The following is a 21,719-nucleotide window of genomic DNA, read 5'->3' as shown; positions in this document are numbered from 1 at the left end:
CCGGGGGACACGGCAGAGCCTGGTCAGATTAACCGCAGGTGTATTCCACACCGTTGGCCGTGTCGATCTTGCGGACCACGTCCCAGAAGTCCTTGTAGTTCATTTCCAGGAACTGGCCTTCATTGGACTTTTCAAATTCCTTCTTCAGCGACGAGCCTTCCCAGGGGAAGGTGAAGAAGGCTTCCTTGATCTTTTCCTGAAGCTCGGGCTTGAGGTTGTAGACAACGCCGAAGCCGGTGGTCGGGAAGGTCTGCGACTTGTAGATCGACTTGACCTGGTCGGCCTTGATCACGTCGCGTTCAATCATGCGGCTCATCACCGAGTTGGCGATGGCGGCTGCCGGATAATCCTTGTTGGCGACGCCGAGGATCGAGTTGTCGTGCTTGCCGGAGAAGGCAGGCTCGAAATCGGTTCCCGACTCCATGCCATATTCGGCCTTCAGCAGAGCGGACGGAGCCTTGAAGCCGGAATTCGATGTTTCGGCGGTAAAGGCAAGGGTCTTGCCCTTGATGTCCTCGACCTTTTCGATGCCGGAGCCCGGATAGGTGATGATTTCCATCTCGTAGCCGAAGCCGCCATCAAGCGACGCCATGATGGTGAAGGGGCGGAAGCCGGCGCAGTTGACGGCCAGCGGGTTCGAGCCGGTGTTGAAGCCTGCAATATGCAGGCGACCCGAGCGCATGGCTTCGATCTGGGCCGCATTGGACTGGACCGGGAAGAAGACCGACTTCTTGCCGGTGACGCTGTCGAGGTGGGTCAGGAAATCCGACCATGCTTCCTTGTAGACTGCAGGATCCTCAACCGGGGTATAGGCGAAGATCAGCGTATCGGGATCAAGCAGCTCGGCTTCATCGGTCGGCGTGTCGGCAATCAGGTCGCCGTCGACATCGCAATAGCGCTCGTCCAGTGTGCCGCGTTCGCAATCGGCGGCGGATGCAGCCAGCGGTGCGGCGATGGTCAGGGCGACACCGGCGATGGTGCTCAGCAGAAACGATTTCAAAGTCATGGTTTTCCTCCCGTTTGGCTTTTTCGTTTTCGCCGTGACTATTCTGGGTCAGCCGCCAAATGGCAAGCCTTATGTGCAGAGTTCTTTTCAGCCAGCCCCGAATTCCAAGGCTTTGCGTGTGGAAAAGGTGAGGGGGCGGATCCGGTGCCGCCTGCGGGATGTGCTGATTGCGAAGATAATTCGAAAATAAGGAACCTGAAACGCACCCCATCCGAACATCGAAGCTGCGCCAGCGCCCGAAAAAGCAAATGGCGCGACCGGAGGCCGCGCCATGATATCGTTTGAATGCAGGCGCTTGCGTCAGACGGTGCCGCCGAGAGAGCCTTCCAGCGCCACCATTTCCTGGCCGCCGGCCATCAGGTCCTGCAGCTCGTCCGGGGTGATCTGGCCGCGCTGGGCGGTGCCCAGCGTCTTGCCGCGGTTGAGCACGGTGAAGCGGTCGCCGACCGCCATGGCATGGCGGACATTGTGGGTGATGAACACCACGGCGATGCCGTCCTTGCGCACCTTGTCGATGGTTGCCAGCACATTTGCGGTCTGGCGCACGCCGAGCGCCGAGGTCGGTTCGTCGAGGATCAGCACCTTGGCGCCGAAATGCACCGCCCGGGCAATCGCCACGGTCTGGCGTTCACCGCCCGAGAGGGTGCCGACAGCCTGGTCCGGGCCGCGCAGTGAAATGCCCATCTTCGTCATTTCTTCCATGGTCACGCGGTTGGCGTGGTCATGGTCAAACAGCTTGAACGGGCCGAACCTCTTCTCGGGCTCGTTGCCCATGAAGAAATTGCGGCTCACCGACATCAGCGGGATCATCGCCAGGTCCTGGTAGACGGTGGCGATGCCGGCCGAGATCGCATCGCGCGGATCCTCGAAATGCATCGGCTTGCCTTCAAACATGATCTCGCCCTTGGTCGGCTTGTGGACGCCGGACATGGTCTTGATGAAGGTCGACTTTCCGGCGCCATTGTCGCCGAGCAGGCAATGGCATTCGCCGGGATAGATTTCCAGCGACACGCCGGCAAGCGCAATGACCGAGCCGAAATGCTTCTCGATGTTCTTCATTTCAATGAGGGGAGCGTGTTCGGGATTCATATCATCTCTCCCCCGTGATCATGCGCCGGATATAGGTGTTGAGCACCACGGCAAACAGCAGGATGACACCGAGGAACACCCGGAACAGCGAGCTTTCGACATTGGCGAAGAACAGACCCTGCTGGACCACGCCGAAGATCAGGGCGCCAAGGGCGGCGCCGATGACCGAGCCGTAGCCGCCGGTCAGCAGCGCGCCGCCGATGACCACTGCGATGATGGCCTCGAATTCCTTCAGCAGACCGCGGTCAGCGCCGGCGGAGCCGAACTCCATCACCTGGCAGGTGGCAAAGACACAGGCGCAGAAGGCGGTGAACATGAACATCAGGATCTTGACCCGGTTGACCGGCACCCCGACATAGCGGGCGGCCTGGGCGTCGCCGCCGGCTGCGAAGATCCAGTTGCCGAATTTGGTGCGGGTCAGGACGAAGTGACCGAAGGCCACCAGCACCAGCGCCCAGATGATCAGCATCGGAATGCCGTCGACCACGGGTTGGCCGGCGCGGTTGCCGCGCTCGAACACGGCGATGATGCCGGCGTCACCGAGCCAGGTGAACAGGCCGGAGAGAACCTTGCCGCCGAACAGTGCCGCGAGCCAGTCGCCCTCGGCTGCCTTGTCGATGCCGCCGATGATGGTTTTTCGCTCGATCAGCTGCGGCAGATAGATGGTGAAGCCGCGCAGGATGAACAGGAAGGCCAGCGTCACGATGAAGCTCGGCAGTCCGGTGCGCACCACGATGATGCCGTTGAGCGCGCCGATGGCCAGGCACAGCGCGAAGGTGACGATGATGGCCTGCCAGACCGGCCAGCCCAGGGTGATGGTGAAGATCGCGATCATCATCCCGGCAAAGCCGATCATCGAGCCGACCGAGAGATCGAATTCTCCTGCGATCATCAGCAGGCAGGCGCCCACCGCGATGATCATGAATTGGGCGGAGACGACGGACCAGTTGAGAATGCCTTGGGAATTGAACATTCCGCTGTCGCCGGCGAAAATCGCAAAGAGCACGAACACGATCACCGTACCGCAAATGCCGCCGAGCTCGGGGCGGATCAACGCCTTGCGCAGGGCCGATGTTTGCTTGATGCGTTCGTCACTTGCGGGTGCTGCAGCCGTATCGGACATGAGACCTCACAAAATTGAGTCGGGTGGGGGAAATGCAAAGGCGGCAGCGGCGCGCGGAGGCGCCACTGCCAGGGAGGAACCCTCTAGCGGTATTCGCCGGCGTATTTTTCAACCATTTCGAGAGCGTCGGCGGTGACGAAGCCGGGGCCCGAGTTGATGTTGTTGCCTGGCAGAACGCCGTAACGGTGGTAGTTGGTCATCACGATCACCGGCAGATAGGCCTGCAGGAACGGCTGCTGGTCGATGCCCCAGTTGATGGTGCCGGCCTTGATGCCTTCGACGATGTTGGCGCCGAGATCGAAAGTGCCGAAATAGATGTCGCCGGCCATGCCGTTTTCATCAAGCGCCTGCAATGTCGGATCGGCGCTGGTCGGTCCGAGCGTCAGCACCGCGTCGGTGTCCGGGTTGGAGTTGAGATAGGCCATGACGCGGTTCTTGATTTCGGCCGGGTCCTGTCCGGCGTCGATCATCTGGTTGCCCAGTTCGACACCGAGACCATCGGCAAAGCCCTGGCAGCGTTCGGTCGACGATGGCGAGGAGATGTAGTGGTTGACGCAGAGGAAGCTGCCCACACCGTCGCCCTTGGCGCGCAGACCGGCGGCGTAACCGGCATCATATTCGGGCTGGCCGACATACATCAGCGCGCCCAGATCGCGGGCCTGTTCCGGGGTGCCGGAATTGATGATGATGACGTCGACGCCGGAATCAACGGCGGCCTTGATCGGACCGGAGAGCACGTCGTAATCGGCGAGCGTGGTGATGATGCCATTGGGGCCGGACGCTGCGGCCTGGTCGATGATCCGGGCCATGTCGGCCAGATCGCCGGTGGGCGGATTGCGGTATTCGACTTCAACGCCCATCTGCTCGCCGGCAAGTGCGATGCCGTTCTTGATGGTGTTCCACCAGCTGTCGCTGTCGGGTGCGTGGCTGACGAGAACGTAGCGTTCGCCCTCGGCTGACGCGGTGGCTGCTCCCAGAACGGGCGCTGCAAATACTGCAACTGCCAATGCGAGCTTCTTAGTCAGTGACATCATGATCTCCTCCCAGAGGTTTGTGTCGAATGCGCGGAAAAGCCGACCTCCAGCCGTCCCTCGATGATCAGGAAACCACGAATCGAATAATTTTGCAACCGGTTGCAAATTTGATTCCGATTTTCTTGCTTTTGGCGGTTTTTCTGGGCAGTAATGCCAACCGCAGGAGCCGGACAACGGGAGACCCAGAGCAATGCCACCCACGCTGAAGGATGTCGCCGAACGGGCAGGCGTGTCGCGCGCAGCGGTCTCGCGGACGTTTACGGACGGCGCTTCGGTGTCGCTGAAGATGCGCAAAAAGGTGGAAAAGGCCGCTGACGAGCTGGGTTACAGCCCCAATGCGCTGGCCTCGAGCCTGACAACGGGGCGCACCAAGCTGATCGGCCTGGTGTCGAACAATTTTCACAATCCGATCTTTCTCGAGGTGTTCGACCTGTTCACCCGCGGTCTGCAGGACCGTGGCTTGCGGCCGCTGCTGGTCAATCTTTCCGATGAAACCGACCCCGTTCATTCGATCCGGATGCTCAGGCAATATTCGGTCGATGCGGTGGTGGTGGCGTCATCGACCCTGCCGCCGGGTTTTGCCAAATCCTTCCGTGATGCGGGGGTTCCGGTGGTCCACAGTTTTGGCCGTTACGCCAGTTCGCCGGATGTGCATGTGGTCGGCATCGACAATGTCGAGTGCGGCCGCATGGCGGCGCGCGAGCTGGCGCGACGCGGCTATCACGATGTGGCGTTTCTGGGCGGGCCGATCACCGCAACCTCGACCCAGGACCGGTTCAAGGGATTTGTGGAGGAGCTTTCCGGCCATTCCGAGATCGCCATGCGGCACAGCTATGCCGAGGCCTATTCCTTCAATGCCGGACGCAAGGAGATGCTGGCGCGACTGGATGAGGGGGCGGCGCAGGCCTATTTCTGCGGCGATGATGTTCTCTCGATCGGAGCGCTGAGCGCCATTGCCGATTCAGGACTGAAAGTGCCTGGCGACATCGGTCTGATCGGGCTCAACGACATGGAAATGGCGGGCTGGGAGAACATCAACCTGACCACCATCCGCCAGCCGATCGCCCAGATCATCGATTCCTCGATCGAGCTGATCGTCTCGCTCCTGGCAAATCCCGACCGCTACCCCGAAGCGCGGCTGTTTCCCTGCCGGGTGATCGAGCGGGGGACGCTCAGGCCGGTTATTTGATACAGAGCAGGGCTCGAGCCTCGGCATGATGGGCAACGCTGTTGCTCACAGCATCTGCGCCTTGTCCACCAGCTCCTGCTTGCCCGGATAGAGCGAGACATCGACTCCCTGATCTGTCAGCGCCTTGCGCAACTCTTCTTCGCTCAGCGCCTCAATCGCCTCTGAGCTCATATTCATGAAATTAAGCTTGCGCCTGACCGGCGGGTTGGTGTCGCCGAACAGGCTTTTGTTTTCAAAACCAAACTCTTGGGCGTATTTGCCCATGAAGTGAGTCAGGAAGGTGTTGAGCGCCGGCCTGACGCGCGGATCGTCGGTCATGTGCCGTGCCGACGCCTCTAATGAGTCGAGCATCAGGCTTGTCCAGCGTTGGGCACCCTTGTCGTTCATCAGCTGGATGGCGTTGTGGGTGTGGTGAAAATTCAGCCGGAAGTCACCGCCATGATAGGCCGGACCGCCGCCCATGACATCAATCCACATAGCCGACTGGGTGTGGATATGGTGCTCCACCGGTCCGACACGGGCAAACACCGAGGCAAACCAGTCCTCGTCGGCAAAGACGCGCCCGTAAAAATCCGTGACAATGGCGACGATGCGGTCGGGACCGAGCACCGAGAACAATTGCCAGAACTGGATCGGCCGGGTGATGTCATTGGAGGCGGTCAGCGAAAGGATCGGCGCCATCCGGTGCGCATCCTTGGGCAGCACTTTTTGCGCCATCGCCGACAGGATGTAGTCCTGCTGGATTTTCTCCGACATGTAGCCATGCCGCACTGGGTAGGTCGGATAATTGAACTGGCTCACGCGTGACGCCCTGACACTGCTGGATTTGGCGATCTGGTCTCAGCCGCCAATTTAGGTATTAGGCTTTGCCAATACAATTCGAAGCGTTGACCGGGTCGATGCGCTGACCGGGCTCGCCAGTGACATGAACGCGCAGTGGCGTTTTTGCTTGAACCTGTAGCGGTTAGAGGGATTAAGCTTGCCGCCAACCGGATATTACGCACAGGCAGGACAAGCGCATGGCGGGCCATCATCATCATCACGTCGACCCCGATGCCGGCGACGCGCGCGTGTTCTGGGCGGTGATCGTCAATCTCGGGCTGACGGTGGCGCAGGTCATCGGCGGCATCCTGTCGGGCAGCCTGGCAATGATTGCCGATGCCGTCCACAATCTCTCGGACGCGCTGTCGCTGATCATCGCGTTTTTTGCCCGCAAGATCGCCCGGCGGCCGGCGGATGCGGCAATGACATTTGGCTATGGCCGAGCCGAAGTGGTGGCCGCGCTGATCAATTACACCACGCTGATCGTCATCGGTTTGTACCTGATCTACGAGGCGGTGATCCGGTTTATCGAGCCCTCCGGCGTCGATGGCTGGCTGGTGGTCATCATTGCCGGGATTGCGCTCGCCGTCGATGTGGCAACCGCGATGCTGACCTATTCGCTGTCAAAGGACAGCGTCAACATCCGCGCCGCGTTCCTGCACAATGTCGCCGATGCGCTGGGGTCCATTGCGGTGATCTTCGCCGGAACGCTGATCATTCTCTATGACTGGCAGATCATCGACCCGCTCGTCACCCTGCTGATCGCCGGTTACATCCTGTGGATGTCGTTGTCCGAGATCGGCGGCGTCATCCGCATCCTGATGCTCGGCAGCCCGCCGGAACTCGACGCGGGCGAGGTGCTTGCCGCCATGAAACAGGTCGACGGCGTGACCAGCGCCCATCATCTGCATCTGTGGCAGATGCAGGAGCACCAGGCAGCCCTTGACGCCCATCTGGTCATCGACCCCGATCGCTGGACCAATGCCGACGCCATCAAGCAGGCGGTCAAGGACCTGCTCAAGCGGGATTTTGACCTCAGCCACACGACGCTGGAAATCGAATGCTCGCGCCATGCCTGCGTCGGGGCGGAAGCGATCGGCGGCTGACGCGTGCGACCAGCGTCACCGGCGGTGCTTGACACAAGGCAGGGAACCTTCTGTATCCTCAAACATTCAATAAGCAAGATATGAAGGGAGAGCAGATGACACTGAACAAGACCAGCCCGTCGCGCGGACCGGGATCGGCGGAAGTGACCGGGTTCTACGATGCCGATACCGGCAGCATCCAGTATCTTGTTTCGGACCCGGAAACCGGCAAGGGGGCGGTGATCGACACCGTCATGGGCTTTGACCCGGCCCAAGCCTCCACCGATTCATCCGGGGCTCAGGAGATCCTCGCCTTTGCCCGGTCCGCCAATATCGAGATCACCTGGATCCTCGACACCCATCCCCATGCCGACCATCTCATGGCCTCGTCCTGGCTCAAGCAGCAACTGGGCGCGCCCAATGCCATCGGCGAGAAGGTTTGCGAGATCGCCGGATTGTGGCGCGAGCTCTACCACATGCCCGGCGCCTTTGATCCGCCACGGGATTTCGACCGGCTCTTTGCTGATGGCGACACATTCGAGATCGGCTCGCTGCCGGTGCGGGTGATGCTGACGCCGGGCCATACGCTGGGGTCGATCACCTATGTGGTCGGCGCCGACGCCGCTTTCGTCAACGACACTTTCATGCAGCCCGATGTCGGCACTTCACGGGCGGATTTTCCCGGCGGATCGGCAGCCGAACTCTATGACAGCCTGCAGGCGATCCTGGCGCTCAGTGACGACACGCGGCTGTTTGTCGGCCATGATTACGGCACCGACGAGCGCGAGGACCCGGCCTGGGAATCCACCGTCGGGCAGCAGCGCCGCGACAACGCCCATCTGGCTGGCAATACATCTAAGGATGCCTATATAAAGCTGCGCGAAGAGCGCGACCAGACGCTCGCCTTGCCCGACCGGATGCTGCACGTGCTGCAGATGAACCTCAGGGCAGGGCGGTTGCCGGAACCGGAAAGCGACGGCAAGCGTTACCTCAAGATTCCCCTCAACCGATTTGAGAAAGAGACCTGATGAAAACCGAAAACATTGCCGGTGGAACGCTGGAAACCTGGACAGCACAGGAAGTAGCCGACGCTTTTGCCCGTGACGAGATCGTGCTGATCGACGTGCGCACCCCGCAGGAATACAGTTTTGAGCGCATCGACGGCGCGCTGCTGGCGCCGATGCAGGCGTTCCAGCCGATGCACATGCCGGGCCAGAGCGACAAGCGCATCGTGTTTCATTGCGGCTCCGGCGTGCGGTCGAAGAAGGTGGCTGAGAAATATCTCCAGGCGGGCAATGACCGCGTGGCCCATATGGAAGGCGGCTTCGGCGCCTGGAAGGATGCCGGGCTCGAATATACCGGCACCGACATGACCACCGGCGCCCCCAAGCAGATGAAGAAGTCCGGCTAAGCCTTCTCCGGACCAGGCTAATTTGTGACCAAAGTCCGCGCGGCAAGATCCGCGCGGGCTTTCAATTGGGCAACAGGGGAGGCCGCCGGCGGCTTCAGGCTGTCGCCATCCACACCCCCGCGGCAATCATTGCAGCACCGGTCAACCGTGTCAGCCATTGGCTGCCCGGCACGATCTTCTCGATCAGCACATAGAGCGCAATGGCGATGATCCACAGCGTGTTCATCACGCCTGCGACAAACAGCAGCCCCATCAGCGCCCAGCAGCATCCGATGCAGAACAGCCCGTGGCGCCAGCCCATTGTGAGCGCGCCGGGATTTCCCTCGCGCCACTCGGTCATCAGAAAGCTCAGCGGCGAACGGCACAGTCGCAGGCAGGCCTGTTTGAGCGGCGTGAACTGGTAGAGCCCGGCAACAATCAGAATGCCGCCGGCCAGCGGCCCGGATCCGGCCTTCATCATCATTGGCGACATCAGTGCCAGATGCGTCAGCCCGGCCTGGAGCACAGCCGCAGCGAGGCTGAAGGCGGCCCAGGCCAGCACATAACCGCCCGAGAACATGAAGACAGGCATCCAGCCGGCGCCGCGGCTTCGGTCCACCGCCTGCATCCGTGCATAGGCGATGATCATCGGCATGGCCGTCGGCAGCATCATCGCCGCCATCATCACCGCCCACATTACGAACAGGCCAAACAGCGGCGCCGGACTGAACATCTGACCCGGCATCATCATCTGAGCCATGCCCGGGATCAGCGACATGTCGCCAATCATCAAGCCCAGATAGATCCAACTCACCAGCGCCAGCGCCACCGGTCCGCCGAGCACAAGCGCCAGCCGCGCCGGGGTGAATTTTACTCCTGCGCGGCTGATCATTGTTTCGCCGGTCATCATTGTTCGCTCTGATAGGCAAAGGGCGAGAAGATGCCGGTCTTGTCGGTGAGGCCCCATTCCATGCCGTGATCCTGGTAGATGTTCCTGCTGGCCTTTGCCATGGTGGCTGTAAAGCCGGGAGCGATGCACAGCGGGTGGCCGGTGATGGTGACGGGACCATCGCCCTGACCGGTGATCGCCTCGATTTCGACATCGGCGATCTTGGGGATGCTCAGTCCGTATTTTCCGTTGCTGGCGGTGAAATTGATCGGAACCGAGCGGACCCCGACGATCTGGCCTATATGGCTGGCGAGCCGCGCCGGGTGACCGCCGCCCTGGCCGCCAAAGATCTTCATCAGGCTGGCATTCTGCGCCTCGCTGGCGCGCTCGTCGACATAGACGGCGACATTCCACTGGGTGGTCGCCATGTTCCCAGGCGAATGCACGGCCAGCGCCATATTGAGCCCCGACAGCGAGACGCCCTCGTCATTGCCGTCCTCGATATGCCAGCCGACCAGCGCCGTGCATTCCTCCTCTGTTGGCGGGCTGAGAAAAAGACAGGGGCAAACGGTGTCGCAATTGCAGCTTTCGAAATAGGTTCCCTTGAGTGACCAGGTCATTGCCGTCTCCTTGTGGTTGGTATCGCACCACCCTAAGGCGTGGTCAGTATCGTTGCTTGACGAGGGGATTGGGATTACATTCGGATTGCTACGATTTTCGGTCAGGATAAGATGGGTATTCAATGATTTACCGGTTTGGCGCTTTCGCCATCGATCCTGCGATCTTTGAGCTGAGCCAGCACGGCCAACCGGTGCCGATCGAACCCCAGGTGTTCAATGTGCTGTGGCACCTTGTCATCAACCGCGACCGCATCGTCTCCCGCGAGGAACTGATCGAAGAAGTATGGGATGGCCGTGCGGTATCTGACACCACGCTGAGCAGCCGGATCTTTGCCGTGCGCCGCGCCGTCGGCGACACCGGCGAGACCCAGGAGGTGATCCGCACCATCTCGCGTCGCGGCTTCCGCTTCGTCGCCGAGGTGACCAGCGATGACGACGCTGTTGAATCAAGAGAGACCGGGCAGGGCGATCCGTCCATCGCTGCGCCGGATACCGGTCTGAAACCCGCACCCGATCCCGGCACTGCCGGTCCGGTGCCGGCGCTACTCGAGGACAGCCGGCAGAGGACGCTGATGCCGGTACTGGCGGTGTTGCCGTTCAAGCGGGCGAGTCTCGGGCTCGATGAATATTTCTGCGACGGTCTGACCGAGGACATCATCTCCAATCTGACCCATTTCAGCGAGCTCAGGGTGATTGCCAGCGCCTCCTCGTTTCATTTCAAATCGCGTGATGTGCCGCTGGCCGAGATCGCCGCAAAGCTTGGCGCCGACTACATTGTCGATGGCAGCGTGCGCCGCGAGGGCGAGCGGCTGCGTGTTGCGGTGCAACTGATCGAAGCCGCCACCGGTGTGTCTTTGTGGGCCGACCGTTATGACCGGCCGATGGGCGACATTTTTGCGGTTCAGGACGCGGTCACCCACATGATCGCCGCTTCGCTCGGGGTGAAGATGCAGAACACCGCGCTGTCGCGGGCGCTGAAAAAGAGCCCGTCCGAACTCGACGCCTATGACTGCCTGCTGCATGCGCGGCGCTACACCGCCACACTGGAAGTGGAGATGCATGCCGAGGCGCGCGATCTCCTGGAAAAAGCCATTGCGCTTGACCCGACCTACGCCGAGGCGCATGCGCTGCTTGCCAATGTCTATCTTGCCGAGCACCGCTTTGACGCAAATCCTCGTCCAGAGCCGATCGGGCGGGCGATGGAGATGGCGTTGAAAGCCACCCAGCTCGATCCGCAAAGCGCCTATGCCCATTGCTGGCTGGCGATCGTGCATTTTTTCCGCAAGGACATCGGAAAGTTCGAAGCCGAAGCGGCCCGCGCGCTGGATCTCAATCCCACCGATCCGGAAATTTTGGCCGAAGTCGGGCATTATCTGTCCTTCATGGGCGATTTCGAGCGCGGCATCGCGCTGTCGCGCCGGGCGCAGGCGCTCAACCCGCTACATCCTGGCTGGTACCATTTCAGTTTTGCCCGGCTGCACTACCGCGAGCGTCAGTACGGAGAGACGGTGATGGATGTGCAGCGCATCTCGATGCCGAGCTTCTACTGGTCGCACATGCTCAACGCCGCAGCCCTCGGCCAGCTCGGCCGCAGCCAGGAGGCGGCGCAATCCCTGGCGATGATGCATGAGATCAAGCCCGGTGGCTCAGCTGCCGCCGAAATGGACAAATGGAACCTCACCACAAAGGACCAGGCCGACCTGATCGAAGGCCTGCGCAAGGCCGGTTATCAGGGGTGAGGGCGGCTGTTGATATTTGCCCGCCCGTCTGCTGTGGCGACAGCGGCGGGCGACAGTTCCTCGAACAGGAACCCGAGGATCAGGGCCGAGAGACCCGAAGGCGTGTCTCTCATGAATTCCGCAAAAAAATTCTCAATCATGAAATCGCCCGGTGCCCTATGTGCCAACTGGGTGACAAACGCGCGGACGGCCAAGGAGTTGCGTGGCTGGGGTTTTTATTCAGCGCGACCGACTGCAAATATGACAGCGCAATCTCGCTCGCACCGGACTTTCGAGCGGCGGGTGCTCATCCAAGCTGCTCTCCAGCCGGGTTAATGGCAATCAGTACCGGGATTTGGAACGACCACATCTCTTGAAACGGCACCATAATGGTGTAATCTATGTGTGACTGAAAAGCGCAGACCGACCTATGATCTCGACGCGATCAAATCTTGCTTCAGCACGCCCAGGCGTCTGAAAGCCACGGGTTCGGCAATCCGGTCTGCTGCGGCGCTCGGATTTGGCAGCGTGGAGATCGTTCTGACCATTCAATCGATGGAGCGGCGACATTTTCAGAAGTCGATGACGTCACATGCGAACCATCGTATTTGGCAGGACGTCCATCATGTCCCCTCGGATGCAGGGGAGCTGTATGTGAAGTTCACGGCTGATGTGGTGAGTGAGTTTTTATTGTTGTCCTTCAAGGAGAAAGACAATGGCTGATCCAGTCTGCCCCGAAACCGGGCGCCCCATGGTCCGCGACAGGCGGCCGATGACGATTTCCTACAAGGGGCAGTCGACAACCATCGACATGCCCGGTTGGTATTGCGATGCGAGTGACGAGAGCATGCATGATGGCTCCGACATCAAGGTCTCCGACAGGGCTTTGACAGAGCTGAAGGCGAGGGTGGAGGGTCGCCTGTCACCCGACGCCGTTAGACGTATCCGCAAGCGGCTGAAGCTGTCGCAGAAGGATGCCGGACGCCTGATCGGCGGCGGTCCCAACGCCTTCCAAAAATATGAAAGCGGCGAGGTGCTTGTCAGCCACGCGATCACCACCGCGTTGCTGCTGCTCGATCGCGAACCCGGCGGGCTTGCGGTTCTGGAGGAAAAGGCCAGGGCGATGCGCGCGGCGTGACAAGGCAGGCCAGCCAAGCGCCAGCCTATTTTGTCTGCATGTCATGCACGGCCTTGAGCACCATGCGGCGCGGCAGGAGCGGCACGATCCAGTTCAGCATGAACCGCATCTTGCGGTCGTTGATGACACGCAATTTTCCCTTGAGCATCGCGTCATAGCCGAACTTCGCCACACTTTCAGCCGTGGCGCCGGTCTTGGTCACGTCGAGGTCAGTCATCGCCGCGACCTCGGCAAATTCGGTTTTGACGAAACCGGGTTCGAGTGCCGTGACGGTGACGCCATGCGGACGCCATTCGTAATCAAGGGCACAGGACAGGCTGCTGACGAAGGCTTTGGTTGCGAAATAGGTCGCCTGCAAGGGACCCGGCTGGTAGGCCGCCGTCGAGCTGACGTTGAGAACCTTGCCTTTGCCACGCGCCACCATGTCGCCGCCGATCAAATGGCACAATCTGACCAGCGCCGTGATATTGAGGTTGATCATCGCTTCATCGGATTTTAGACCACGATCAAGAAACTCGCCGTGGCCGCCAAAGCCGGCATTGTTGATCAGGATCTCGATCGTCTGGCCCCTGGTCGCCTGATACAGGGCCTCTGCACCGCTTTCCCCGGCAATATCCAGCGGCACGGTCATCACCTGAACGCCATGTCTGGCTTCCAGTTCGGCTTTCAGGCTCTCCAGCTCCGCGGCGCGGCGCGCGGTGATGATCAGGTCTCCGCCCTTGCTTGCGTGATAGCGCGCCATCTCACGGCCGATTCCTGAAGATGCGCCGGTGATCAAGGCAATGTTCGGCATGGGTTTTCTCCAATTAAGTCAACACTTGTTGATATGCATATGGTATGGCTCGACAGAATGTCAACGCTTGTAGACAATCCGATTCCGGATATATCTCTCCGGTATGCGGAATTCGGATGCCACGCGCGCCAAACTGATTGCAGCTGCCAAAGAAGCGTTTTGGAACCAGGGCTATTCAAACACCTCGCTGCGCGCAATTGCGCGAGCGGCATCGGTCGATGTTGCGCTGATTTCCAGATATTTCAGCGGCAAGCTGGGATTGTTCGAGGCGACGCTGGAATCGGCCTTTGAGTGGCCGGAACTCCTGGACAAGGGCCAGGATCCGATCGAGGTGGCCATTCGGAAATTTGCCCACCCGGACACCGAGAGCCACGCCATTTCGACGGCGCAGCTGATTCTCATGAATGCCAATGACCCGCAAGCAGGCGAGTTGGTCCGCAAGGCGCTGCGGCAGGCGCTGATTGATCCGCTGCAGGCCCGCATGGGCGATCCCCAGGCATCTGCGCGACTGGCAATGCTCGTCACCGTCATCCTCGGCGCTTCGATGGTCCGCCATTCCCTGCACCTGCCGGGAATGGCGGACGTTGAACCGGACGTCTATGAACGCCAGTTGCGTCATCTGATCAATGCGGCCATGTCCTTTGATCAGGAACCGCGGGTCTGATAATTCGGCCCACGCTTCTACCTGTACATCGGCGGCCGTGCGTCGACCCACTCGCCATCCGCCTTGCCTGATTGCGCCACGGCGAAGACGGCCGCCATCGAACGCAGGCCGTCCTCTGCGCGGGGGTAGAGATTGGCGGCGGGATCCATCTCGCGGCCCTGTTTTTCAGCCCGGATGGCTTCGGCCAGGTCCTTGTAGATATTGGCAAATGCCAGCGGCATGCCTTCGGCGTGGCCGATGGTGACGCGGGAGGTGCGGTCGGCTTCGGGTGACAGACCCGCTTCACCGCGTTCGATGGTCTGCAGCCTTTCGCCCAGCGGCATCCAGTAGAGCTGGTTGGGCTGTTCCTGGGCCCAGCGCAGACCACCTTTTTCACCAAACACCTGCAGCGTCAGCCCGTGCTGGCGGCCGATGGCAATCGACGAGGTCCAGAGCCGGCCGACAGCGCCGCCATCCATGCGGAAATTGACCATGGCATCATCTTCGAGCTCGCGGCTTTGAATGCAGGAGACAGTGTCGGCGGAAAGTTTTGTCACTTCCTGGCCGGTGACAAAGCTCGCCATGTGCAGCGCGTGGATGCCGCAATCGGCAAACTGTGCGGAAACGCCGGCCTGGGCCGGATCATAGCGCCAGCGCACCCGCGGATTGTCGGCATCGGCCGCATCGGCATGGTGGCCATGGGCGAATTCGGCCTTGACCAGCCGGATCTTGCCCAGATCGCCGCGCGCCACCATCGCCTTCATGTGACGCACCAGCGAATAGCCGGAATAGCCATAATTGACCGCGCAGATCCTGCCGGTCGCTTCGGCGGTGCGGACAATGTCCTCGCCCTGCTCGATGGTCATGGTCATCGGCTTTTCGCACAGCACGTGAAAACCGGCCTCGAGATAGGCCTTGGTGATCTCGTAATGGGTGGCGTTGGGCGTGGCCACGGTGACCAGATCGACGCGGTCGGCGCGGTTCTTTTCACCGTCGAGCATCTCGCGCCAGTCGCCATAGGCGCGGGCCGCATCAAGCCCCAGCCGCTGGCCATAGTCGCGGCCCGCCTCAGGCCGATGGTCGAGCGCGCCGGCGGCAAACTCGAATTCGCCGTCAAGTCCGGCGCCGAGCCGGTGTGCCGGTCCGATCTGGCTGCCTTCACCGCCGCCGATCATTCCCCATTTGAGCTTTGTCATTGTGATTTGCCTCCAAATCGATGTGAAACAGCGTCCCGATTTCCGTCACCCCGGCCCCCGAGCACGACGTCATTGCCAGTCCGATAGATGTCGTTTCAGTGTCCGGCATGACGGGGTCTGGTGACTGCCCCTCCGCTCAAAATCCGATGGATTGCAGATAGTCGCGATTGGCCTTCGCGTCGCCCACCGGATCGGGATCGAGCAGCGGATCGCAATCCTGCTCCACAGTGCACCAGCCTTCAAAGCCCGCATCGAGCAGGATCTGCCGCACCGCCGGGAAGTCAACGTCGCCGTCGCCGAGATTGCAGAAAATGCCCTGGCCGCAGGCATCGTAGAAGCCGGTGCGGTTGGCAATCGACGCCGCCTTGATGTCCGGATTGATGTCCTTGAAATGCATGTAGGAAATGCGGTCGATATGGCGCTTCATGAAAGCCACTGGATCGAACCCCGCATAGGAATGGTGACCGGTGTCAAAGCAGATCTTCAGGATCTTCTCGTCCACCTCGTCAAGCAGCCGCTCGAGCTCCGGTTCGAAATCGATGAAGCCCGCGGCATGGGCATGCATGCCGACGGTGAGGCCGTATTCCTCGGCACCCATTTTCGCCACGGTGGCGATGCGGTCGCGGAAGGCCGACCATTCGGCCTGGTCCATCTGCTCGGCCTCGCTGGCGCGGCCGGCGGTGGGGGCGCGGCGCGGCGAGATCGAATCGATCAGCACCAGGTGCTTGGCGCCATGGGCTGTCAGCGCCTTGCAGGTGCGCACGGCGCCGTCCATCACATTGTCCCATTGGCTGGCATCATGGAATGCGCGGAACACCACGCCCCCGATCAGCTCCAGGCCGTTCTCCTCAAGCGCCTCACCAAGGACTGCCGGGTCCTCCGGCATGAAGCCGACCGGGCCGAGCTCGATTCCCTTGTAGCCGGCGGCGGCGCATTGCTTCAATACGGTCTGCCAGTCCGGGTTGCGCGGGTCGCTCGCAAATTCGACACCCCAGGAGCAGGGTGCATTGCCGATTTGGATTGTCATGTGGTTTCCCCTCCGCTTACTCGATCCCGTCGAGTGTCTGCCATGATTTTGATTGCGACGAGGCGAGCGCCGCCGCCACGATTTCATTGACCGCCAACCCGTCGCGGAAGCTCGGCCATACCGGCTTTCCGGTCTCGATGGCGCGCAGGAAATCGCGTGCCTCGATGATGATCTGGTCCTGATAGCCGGTGCCGTGGCCGGGGCCCTGGCAGAACGGCAGATAGTCGGGATGCGCCGGGCCGGTGAGGATTTTCCGGAAACCGCGCACCGCTTCCGGCTCGTCCATCTTGTAAAGCCACAGCGCGTTCTGGTCTTCCTGGTCAAACCTGATGGCGCCTTTGGTGCCGGTGATCTCATAGGCGTAGCCCATCTTGCGGCCCGTCGCGATGCGGCTGAAATGCATCTGCCCCATGGCGCCGCCGCCGGCACCGTTTTCAAAGCGGCACATCATCTGGCCCTGATCGTCATTGCTGACCGTGCCGCCGGGGCGGGTGGCATGCACCGTTTCGACCTCGGCAATCAGCGACCGGATGGGCCCGACCAGCGCCAGCGCCGCATTGATCATGTGCGGGGCGAGATCGCCCATGGTGCCGTTGGCCTGGCCCTCGGTGCGCCAGTTGGCAGGCGTCTGCGGGTCGGCGAGAAAATCTTCCGTGTGCTCGCCGCGGAACCAGGTGATCTCGCCGATCTCGCCATCGGCAATCAGTTTTCGCGCAAACTGGCTGGCAGGCGTGCGGATATAGTTGAAACCGACCATATTGGCTGCACCGCTTTTCTCCGCGGCCTCGACCATGGCGCGGCTATCCTCCAATGACGCCCCCATCGGCTTTTCGCACAGCACCGGTTTGCCCAGCGCAAAGGCTGCTTCGGCAATGGCGCGGTGGGTGGATTGCGGCGAGGCGATGACGATGGCCTCCACCTTCGGATCGGCCACCAGCTCGCGCCAGTCCGATGCCGCGCGGGCGAAGCCGTAAGCTGCGCGGTAGCGCTCGGCCGAGTCGGGGGATCCGGCGGAGACCATTTCAAGGCGAGGCCGCAGCCCGGTGTCAAACACCGCGCCAACGCTTGCCATGGCTACCGCATGGGCCTTGCCCATATAGCCTCCGCCAACAATGCCAATGCCGATGTCACGCATATTCGGGCCTATCGTGAAATAGAGTTTGCAACCGGTTGCAAATTTTGTATCTTCGGAATTGGAGTTTCGCAAGCGGCATTTTGGAAACCGGATCATTCCGGCGCGGTTTGCCATAAAAAGGGAGGTCTCGGCACATGACCGGGAAGACGATACGTCTGACGACGGCTCAAGCCATTATCCGTTATCTTGCCAACCAGTTCATCGAGATCGATGGCGAAGAGATGCGCCTGTGCGGCGGCGGCTTCGGCATTTTCGGCCACGGCAATGTCACCTGTCTGGGTGAAGCGCTTCATGATGCGCGCGCCGAACTGCCGCTCTATCGCGGCCAGAACGAGCAGAGCATGGGCTTTGCCGCGGCCGCCTATTCCAAGCAATGGCTTCGCCAGCGGTTCATGTTCTGCACGGCGTCGGCCGGGCCGGGGACGGCGAACCTGCTCACCTCGGCTGCTCTGGCACACGCCAACCGGCTGCCGATGCTGATGCTGTGCGGCGACATCTTCATCACCCGACTGCCCGATCCGGTGCTGCAGCAGCTCGAGCATTACGGCAATCCGACCATCGGGGTGAACGACGCCTTCAAACCGGTGTCGCGGTTCTGGGACCGGATCACCCATCCGGCGCAGATCATCCAGTCCCTGCCGGCGGCGATTGCCACCATGCTCGACCCGGCCGATTGCGGCCCGGCATTTTTGGGCCTGCCGCAGGATGTGCAGGGCTGGGCCTATGATTACCCGGAGGAAATCTTTGCCAGGAAAGTGCACCGCATCCGCCGTCAGGCGCCTGATGCGCGCGAGATCGACGAAGCCGCGGCGCTTCTCAAGGCAGCCAAGCGCCCGGTGATCATCGCCGGAGGCGGCGTGCAATATTCGCGCTCCACGGCTGAACTGACAGCCTTTGCCGAAGCCCATCAGATCCCGGTGATCGAAACCATCGCCGGGCGGGCCAATCTGCTCAACGATCACCCGCTCAATATCGGTCCGGTCGGCGTTACCGGCTCTGACAGCGCCAATGCGATTGCCGAAACCGCGGATGTGATTCTGGCCATCGGCACGCGGCTGCAGGATTTCACCACCGGGTCCTGGACCGCGTTTGACAAATCCGCCCGCATCATCTCGCTCAATGCCGCGCGTCACGACGCAGCCAAGCATCTGTCGATGCCGGTTGTCGGCGACGCGAAACTCGGTCTCACGGCCCTTGGCGCGGCGTTGGACGGCTACAGCGCGCCGTCGGACTGGACAGAATCGGCGCAGGACAAGCGCAAGGCCTGGGATGACTATGTCGCCGGCAATGTGGCGCATGGCAATAGGCCCAATTCCTATGCGCAGGCCATCGGCGTGGTCAATGCGCTGTGCGATCCGCGCGACCGGGTGGTGACAGCGGCGGGCGGATTGCCGGCCGAAGTGACGGCCAACTGGCGCACGCTGTCGCTCGGCACGGTCGATGTCGAGTTCGGATTTTCCTGCATGGGCTACGAGATCGCCGGCGGCTGGGGTGCGCGCATTGCCCAATCCGAGCGCGAGCCCGACAAGGATACCATCGTCTTTGTCGGCGACGGCGCCTATCTGCTGATGAATTCCGACATCTATTCCTCGGTGCTGAGCAACAAGAAGCTGATCATCCTGGTGCTCGACAATGGCGGATTCGCCGTCATCAACAAGCTGCAGAACAACACCGGCAATGAGAGTTTCAACAATCTGATCGCCGATTGCCCGACCATTGACGAACCCTTTGCTGTGGATTTCGAGGCCCATGCGGCATCGATGGGCGCAATCGCCGAGACCGTGTCCAATCCGGCCGAACTGGGCGAGGCCTTCAGCCGCGCCAAGCAGGGCTCGAAAACCCATGTCATCGTCATGAAGGTCGATGCCTATGACGGCTGGACCACCGAGGGCCATACATGGTGGGAAGTCGGCACGCCGCATGTCACCGACAATCCCAAGGTCAAGGCCGCGCATGAGGACTGGGAATCGACCCGCTCCAAACAGCGCAAGGGCGTTTGAGATGAAGCGCTTCACAGCCGAAAACGCCGATCCCGGCATCATCATCGAAGAACTGCTCTATGGCGGTGGTGCGGTGACGATCTCGGGGCTGTTTTCCCCCGAGGACATTGCCGAAGCCCGCGCCATTGTCATGGCGCATTCGGAAAATGAATCCGAGAAGGTGACGCATTTCCAGGGCGCGGCAGCCGAAGAAGGCAAGATTAACCTGCAGCGCCGGGTCTGGAACCTGCTGGCCAAGGGCGAGGTGTTTTCGCGCATGGCGGCGCACCCGGTGCTGATGGACATTCTGCGCAAGTTCCTGGGCAGCGAATTCATCATGGGCTCGATTGCCGCCAACCGTATCCTGCCGGGCGGACCGGGGCAGGAGCCGCATGTCGATTATCCCTATTGGGATTTCCACAAGCCCGAAACCCATCCGGTCGGCTTCAACGGCTCGTTCCCGATGAATGCCCAGGTCTCGGTGATCCTCGATTCGTTCACGGCCGAAAGCGGCGCCACTGCCTATGCACCTGGCAGCCAGAAGCAACTGCGTTATCCGACTGCTGACGACAGGTTTTACGACCGCTGCGAGCGGATGACCGGCGAACCCGGCGACGTGGCGCTGTTTTACGGCGTCACCTGGCACTGCGCCATGCCCAACAATTCCGATCACGACCGCAGCGCCATCCTGATCCAGTATCTGCCCAAGTGGGTCAAGCCGATGGAAGACATGCCGGCCGCCTTGCCGCAATCCTTCATCGATGCCGCCAGCCCCGACATGCGCCAGCTTCTGGGGCTGAATTATCCCTATCCGGAAGTGCTCGATGCAGCCCGCGCCGGCAACACGGAGGGCCGGACATGAGCAGTCTCGACGGCATCAAGACGCGGAATTTTCTGGTCATCGGACGCGTCGGCATGGATCTCTCACCCGACCCCGCCGGCACCCGCACCCGTGACGCAACCTCGATGATGGTTGCCATGGGCGGCTCGAGCGCCAATATCGCCGCCGGTCTGGTCAAGCTCGGCTGCAAGGCTGCCCTGGTCACCAAGGTGTCCGATGATGCGGTCGGCTGGTACTGCCTCAACCAGCTCGACCATTACGGCGTCGACCGCAGCCATGTGCAGGCGATCACCGGCGAATGCCGCACGTCGCTGGCGGTCTACGAGACCCGCATCGAAGAGCATCAGAGCGTCATCTACCGCAACAATGCCGCCGATTTCCAGATGGACATCGCCGATGTCGAGGCGGTGGATTACAGAAGCTTCGGTGCGCTGATCACCGCCGGCACGGTGTTTGCCGCCGAACCCTCGCGCTCGGCCGCGTTCCGGGCGTTTGAGTTGGCCCGCGCTGCCGGTCTGCCGATCATTTTCGATGTCGATTACCGGCCCTATTCCTGGCCCTCAGCCGAGGTTGCCGAGGAGGTGCTGTCGCGCGCCGGCGCCATGGCCGATGTCATTGTCGGCAATGACGAGGAATTCGGTTTCATGGCCGGCGGCATCGACAAGGGGCTTGGCAAGGCGCGGGAGCTGGCGGCTACCAGCGCAGGCATCGTCGTCTACAAGATGGGCCCCGAGGGCGCCATTGCATTTTCTGAAGGCGAGGAACTGCGCACCGGGATTTATCCTGCAGCAGCCCTCAAGCCCACCGGCGCCGGCGACAGTTTCATGGCCGGCCTGCTGGCAGGGCTTGGCGAAGGCCGGGAGCTGCGCGACGCGGTGCTGCGCGGCTCGGCCTGCGCCTCGATCGTGGTGTCGCGGCCCGGTTGCGCGCCCGCCATGCCCGTCACTTCGGAGCTTGAAGCTTTCCTGTCCTCGCATCCCGGCCCGACCTCTGTCTGAGCCG

At 61.4% G+C, this 21,719-nt stretch carries 23 protein-coding genes; 11 read left to right on the top strand and 12 right to left on the bottom strand.

The features are described 5' to 3' along the window. Positions 1–28: 28 nt before the first annotated feature. The 4 genes from phnD to OEG82_RS15945 all read right to left on the bottom strand — a co-directional run bounded on the left by phnD (position 29) and on the right by OEG82_RS15945 (position 4,249). A complete protein-coding gene (phnD, locus tag OEG82_RS15960) occupies positions 29–1,006 on the bottom strand; it encodes a phosphate/phosphite/phosphonate ABC transporter substrate-binding protein (RefSeq protein WP_267613379.1) in 978 nt (325 codons plus the stop codon). A 300-nt stretch (positions 1,007–1,306) separates the two neighbouring features. Further along, positions 1,307–2,065, bottom strand: coding sequence for an ATP-binding cassette domain-containing protein (locus OEG82_RS15955; protein WP_267614974.1), 759 nt, complete (start codon positions 2,063–2,065; stop codon positions 1,307–1,309). A gap of 31 nt (positions 2,066–2,096) precedes the next feature. Next, positions 2,097–3,218 (bottom strand): ABC transporter permease, encoded by a 1,122-nt coding sequence (locus OEG82_RS15950; RefSeq protein WP_267613378.1) that lies wholly within the window; start codon positions 3,216–3,218, stop codon positions 2,097–2,099. Positions 3,219–3,301: 83 nt separating this feature from the next. Then, positions 3,302–4,249, bottom strand: a complete 948-nt coding sequence (locus OEG82_RS15945; protein WP_267614973.1) for a sugar ABC transporter substrate-binding protein — start codon at positions 4,247–4,249, stop codon at positions 3,302–3,304. Positions 4,250–4,442: 193 nt separating this feature from the next. Here OEG82_RS15945 and OEG82_RS15940 point away from each other — a divergent pair, with 193 nt between their 5' ends. Continuing rightward, positions 4,443–5,441, top strand: coding sequence for a LacI family DNA-binding transcriptional regulator (locus OEG82_RS15940; RefSeq protein ID WP_267613377.1), 999 nt, complete (start codon positions 4,443–4,445; stop codon positions 5,439–5,441). A gap of 45 nt (positions 5,442–5,486) precedes the next feature. Here OEG82_RS15940 and OEG82_RS15935 read toward each other — a convergent pair whose 3' ends face one another. Further along, positions 5,487–6,242: a globin domain-containing protein gene (locus OEG82_RS15935; protein ID WP_267613376.1), complete on the bottom strand. Its 756-nt coding sequence runs from the start codon at positions 6,240–6,242 to the stop codon at positions 5,487–5,489. A 218-nt stretch (positions 6,243–6,460) separates the two neighbouring features. On the opposite strand from OEG82_RS15935, the gene OEG82_RS15930 reads away from it, so the two are divergent. The 3 genes from OEG82_RS15930 (at position 6,461) to OEG82_RS15920 (ending at position 8,759) form a co-directional block, all read left to right on the top strand. Continuing rightward, a complete protein-coding gene (locus tag OEG82_RS15930) occupies positions 6,461–7,369 on the top strand; it encodes a cation diffusion facilitator family transporter (protein WP_267613375.1) in 909 nt (302 codons plus the stop codon). Between the two features lie 95 nt (positions 7,370–7,464). Beyond that, a complete protein-coding gene (locus tag OEG82_RS15925; protein WP_267613374.1) occupies positions 7,465–8,376 on the top strand; it encodes an MBL fold metallo-hydrolase in 912 nt (303 codons plus the stop codon). After that, on the top strand, positions 8,376–8,759 hold the full coding sequence (locus OEG82_RS15920) for a rhodanese-like domain-containing protein (protein ID WP_267613373.1): 384 nt from the start codon (positions 8,376–8,378) through the stop codon (positions 8,757–8,759). Before OEG82_RS15925 ends, OEG82_RS15920 begins: the two co-directional genes overlap by 1 nt. A gap of 94 nt (positions 8,760–8,853) precedes the next feature. Here the strand turns inward: OEG82_RS15920 and OEG82_RS15915 are convergent, their stop codons facing one another. Further along, positions 8,854–9,645: a DUF2182 domain-containing protein gene (locus OEG82_RS15915; protein ID WP_267613372.1), complete on the bottom strand. Its 792-nt coding sequence runs from the start codon at positions 9,643–9,645 to the stop codon at positions 8,854–8,856. Further along, on the bottom strand, positions 9,645–10,247 hold the full coding sequence (locus OEG82_RS15910) for a DUF1326 domain-containing protein (RefSeq protein WP_267613371.1): 603 nt from the start codon (positions 10,245–10,247) through the stop codon (positions 9,645–9,647). The genes OEG82_RS15915 and OEG82_RS15910 overlap by 1 nt, the downstream gene beginning before the upstream one ends. A gap of 122 nt (positions 10,248–10,369) precedes the next feature. Between OEG82_RS15910 and OEG82_RS15905 the strand changes: the two genes are divergently transcribed. Next, entirely contained in the window at positions 10,370–11,986 is a 1,617-nt protein-coding gene (locus OEG82_RS15905) for a winged helix-turn-helix domain-containing protein (RefSeq protein ID WP_267613370.1), read from the top strand. Here OEG82_RS15905 and OEG82_RS15900 read toward each other — a convergent pair. Further along, positions 11,977–12,126: a hypothetical protein gene (locus tag OEG82_RS15900; RefSeq protein ID WP_267613369.1), complete on the bottom strand. Its 150-nt coding sequence runs from the start codon at positions 12,124–12,126 to the stop codon at positions 11,977–11,979. The two genes, OEG82_RS15905 and OEG82_RS15900, sit on opposite strands and share 10 nt — an antisense overlap. Positions 12,127–12,370: 244 nt before the next feature. On the opposite strand from OEG82_RS15900, the gene OEG82_RS15895 reads away from it, so the two are divergent. Next, positions 12,371–12,688 (top strand): type II toxin-antitoxin system MqsR family toxin, encoded by a 318-nt coding sequence (locus OEG82_RS15895; RefSeq protein ID WP_267613368.1) that lies wholly within the window; start codon positions 12,371–12,373, stop codon positions 12,686–12,688. Continuing rightward, positions 12,681–13,103: a type II toxin-antitoxin system MqsA family antitoxin gene (locus OEG82_RS15890; RefSeq protein WP_267613367.1), complete on the top strand. Its 423-nt coding sequence runs from the start codon at positions 12,681–12,683 to the stop codon at positions 13,101–13,103. Before OEG82_RS15895 ends, OEG82_RS15890 begins: the two co-directional genes overlap by 8 nt. 25 nt (positions 13,104–13,128) lie before the next feature. Here the strand turns inward: OEG82_RS15890 and OEG82_RS15885 are convergent, their stop codons facing one another. Beyond that, entirely contained in the window at positions 13,129–13,896 is a 768-nt protein-coding gene (locus OEG82_RS15885) for an SDR family NAD(P)-dependent oxidoreductase (protein WP_267613366.1), read from the bottom strand. Positions 13,897–13,999: 103 nt separating this feature from the next. Here OEG82_RS15885 and OEG82_RS15880 point away from each other — a divergent pair, with 103 nt between their 5' ends. Then, the gene (locus tag OEG82_RS15880; RefSeq protein WP_267613365.1) at positions 14,000–14,560 is read left to right on the top strand and encodes a TetR/AcrR family transcriptional regulator; all 561 of its coding nucleotides are present in this window, start codon (positions 14,000–14,002) and stop codon (positions 14,558–14,560) included. Between the two features lie 17 nt (positions 14,561–14,577). On the opposite strand, the gene OEG82_RS15875 is transcribed toward OEG82_RS15880, so the two are convergent. From OEG82_RS15875 to OEG82_RS15865, 3 genes are all read right to left on the bottom strand, one after another. Further along, on the bottom strand, positions 14,578–15,735 hold the full coding sequence (locus OEG82_RS15875; protein WP_267613363.1) for a Gfo/Idh/MocA family protein: 1,158 nt from the start codon (positions 15,733–15,735) through the stop codon (positions 14,578–14,580). Positions 15,736–15,871: 136 nt separating this feature from the next. Then, positions 15,872–16,762, bottom strand: coding sequence for a TIM barrel protein (locus OEG82_RS15870; RefSeq protein WP_267613362.1), 891 nt, complete (start codon positions 16,760–16,762; stop codon positions 15,872–15,874). Between the two features lie 16 nt (positions 16,763–16,778). Further along, positions 16,779–17,897 carry a Gfo/Idh/MocA family protein gene (locus tag OEG82_RS15865; protein WP_267613361.1) on the bottom strand — a complete coding sequence of 373 codons (1,119 nt, stop codon included), beginning with the start codon at positions 17,895–17,897 and terminating at the stop codon, positions 16,779–16,781. Positions 17,898–18,031: 134 nt separating this feature from the next. Here OEG82_RS15865 and iolD point away from each other — a divergent pair, with 134 nt between their 5' ends. Genes iolD through iolC form a run of 3 tightly spaced genes read left to right on the top strand, consistent with a single transcriptional unit; the run spans position 18,032 to position 21,715 of the window. Continuing rightward, complete coding sequence (gene iolD / locus OEG82_RS15860) at positions 18,032–19,897, top strand: 3D-(3,5/4)-trihydroxycyclohexane-1,2-dione acylhydrolase (decyclizing) (protein WP_267613360.1); 1,866 nt, start codon at positions 18,032–18,034, stop codon at positions 19,895–19,897. Position 19,898: 1 nt separating this feature from the next. After that, entirely contained in the window at positions 19,899–20,738 is an 840-nt protein-coding gene (locus OEG82_RS15855) for a phytanoyl-CoA dioxygenase family protein (protein ID WP_267613359.1), read from the top strand. Beyond that, positions 20,735–21,715: a 5-dehydro-2-deoxygluconokinase gene (gene iolC / locus OEG82_RS15850; RefSeq protein ID WP_267613358.1), complete on the top strand. Its 981-nt coding sequence runs from the start codon at positions 20,735–20,737 to the stop codon at positions 21,713–21,715. Before OEG82_RS15855 ends, iolC begins: the two co-directional genes overlap by 4 nt. The last annotated feature ends 4 nt before the right edge of the window (positions 21,716–21,719 follow it).

Origin of the sequence: Hoeflea ulvae (assembly GCF_026619435.1) — a bacterium.
Classification (GTDB): Bacteria; Pseudomonadota; Alphaproteobacteria; order Rhizobiales; family Rhizobiaceae; genus Hoeflea; species Hoeflea ulvae.
The sequence above is the reverse complement of the archived record's forward strand: the minus strand, read 5'-3'. Positions and strand labels throughout refer to the sequence as shown.

Excerpts from the sequence above, each read along its gene's own strand:
- phnD (WP_267613379.1), bottom strand. The coding sequence starts at position 1,006 with ATGACTTTGAAATCGTTTCTGCTGAGCACCATCGCCGGTGTCGCCCTG.
- OEG82_RS15905 (WP_267613370.1), top strand. The coding sequence starts at position 10,370 with ATGATTTACCGGTTTGGCGCTTTCGCCATCGATCCTGCGATCTTTGAG.
- OEG82_RS15865 (WP_267613361.1), bottom strand. The coding sequence starts at position 17,897 with ATGCGTGACATCGGCATTGGCATTGTTGGCGGAGGCTATATGGGCAAG.
- OEG82_RS15920 (WP_267613373.1), top strand. The coding sequence starts at position 8,376 with ATGAAAACCGAAAACATTGCCGGTGGAACGCTGGAAACCTGGACAGCA.
- OEG82_RS15955 (WP_267614974.1), bottom strand. The coding sequence starts at position 2,065 with ATGAAGAACATCGAGAAGCATTTCGGCTCGGTCATTGCGCTTGCCGGC.
- OEG82_RS15915 (WP_267613372.1), bottom strand. The coding sequence starts at position 9,645 with ATGACCGGCGAAACAATGATCAGCCGCGCAGGAGTAAAATTCACCCCG.
- OEG82_RS15855 (WP_267613359.1), top strand. The coding sequence starts at position 19,899 with ATGAAGCGCTTCACAGCCGAAAACGCCGATCCCGGCATCATCATCGAA.
- OEG82_RS15875 (WP_267613363.1), bottom strand. The coding sequence starts at position 15,735 with ATGACAAAGCTCAAATGGGGAATGATCGGCGGCGGTGAAGGCAGCCAG.
- OEG82_RS15925 (WP_267613374.1), top strand. The coding sequence starts at position 7,465 with ATGACACTGAACAAGACCAGCCCGTCGCGCGGACCGGGATCGGCGGAA.
- OEG82_RS15885 (WP_267613366.1), bottom strand. The coding sequence starts at position 13,896 with ATGCCGAACATTGCCTTGATCACCGGCGCATCTTCAGGAATCGGCCGT.
- OEG82_RS15930 (WP_267613375.1), top strand. The coding sequence starts at position 6,461 with ATGGCGGGCCATCATCATCATCACGTCGACCCCGATGCCGGCGACGCG.
- OEG82_RS15950 (WP_267613378.1), bottom strand. The coding sequence starts at position 3,218 with ATGTCCGATACGGCTGCAGCACCCGCAAGTGACGAACGCATCAAGCAA.
- iolC (WP_267613358.1), top strand. The coding sequence starts at position 20,735 with ATGAGCAGTCTCGACGGCATCAAGACGCGGAATTTTCTGGTCATCGGA.
- OEG82_RS15900 (WP_267613369.1), bottom strand. The coding sequence starts at position 12,126 with ATGATTGAGAATTTTTTTGCGGAATTCATGAGAGACACGCCTTCGGGT.
- OEG82_RS15870 (WP_267613362.1), bottom strand. The coding sequence starts at position 16,762 with ATGACAATCCAAATCGGCAATGCACCCTGCTCCTGGGGTGTCGAATTT.
- iolD (WP_267613360.1), top strand. The coding sequence starts at position 18,032 with ATGACCGGGAAGACGATACGTCTGACGACGGCTCAAGCCATTATCCGT.
- OEG82_RS15890 (WP_267613367.1), top strand. The coding sequence starts at position 12,681 with ATGGCTGATCCAGTCTGCCCCGAAACCGGGCGCCCCATGGTCCGCGAC.
- OEG82_RS15910 (WP_267613371.1), bottom strand. The coding sequence starts at position 10,247 with ATGACCTGGTCACTCAAGGGAACCTATTTCGAAAGCTGCAATTGCGAC.
- OEG82_RS15880 (WP_267613365.1), top strand. The coding sequence starts at position 14,000 with ATGCGGAATTCGGATGCCACGCGCGCCAAACTGATTGCAGCTGCCAAA.
- OEG82_RS15940 (WP_267613377.1), top strand. The coding sequence starts at position 4,443 with ATGCCACCCACGCTGAAGGATGTCGCCGAACGGGCAGGCGTGTCGCGC.
- OEG82_RS15945 (WP_267614973.1), bottom strand. The coding sequence starts at position 4,249 with ATGTCACTGACTAAGAAGCTCGCATTGGCAGTTGCAGTATTTGCAGCG.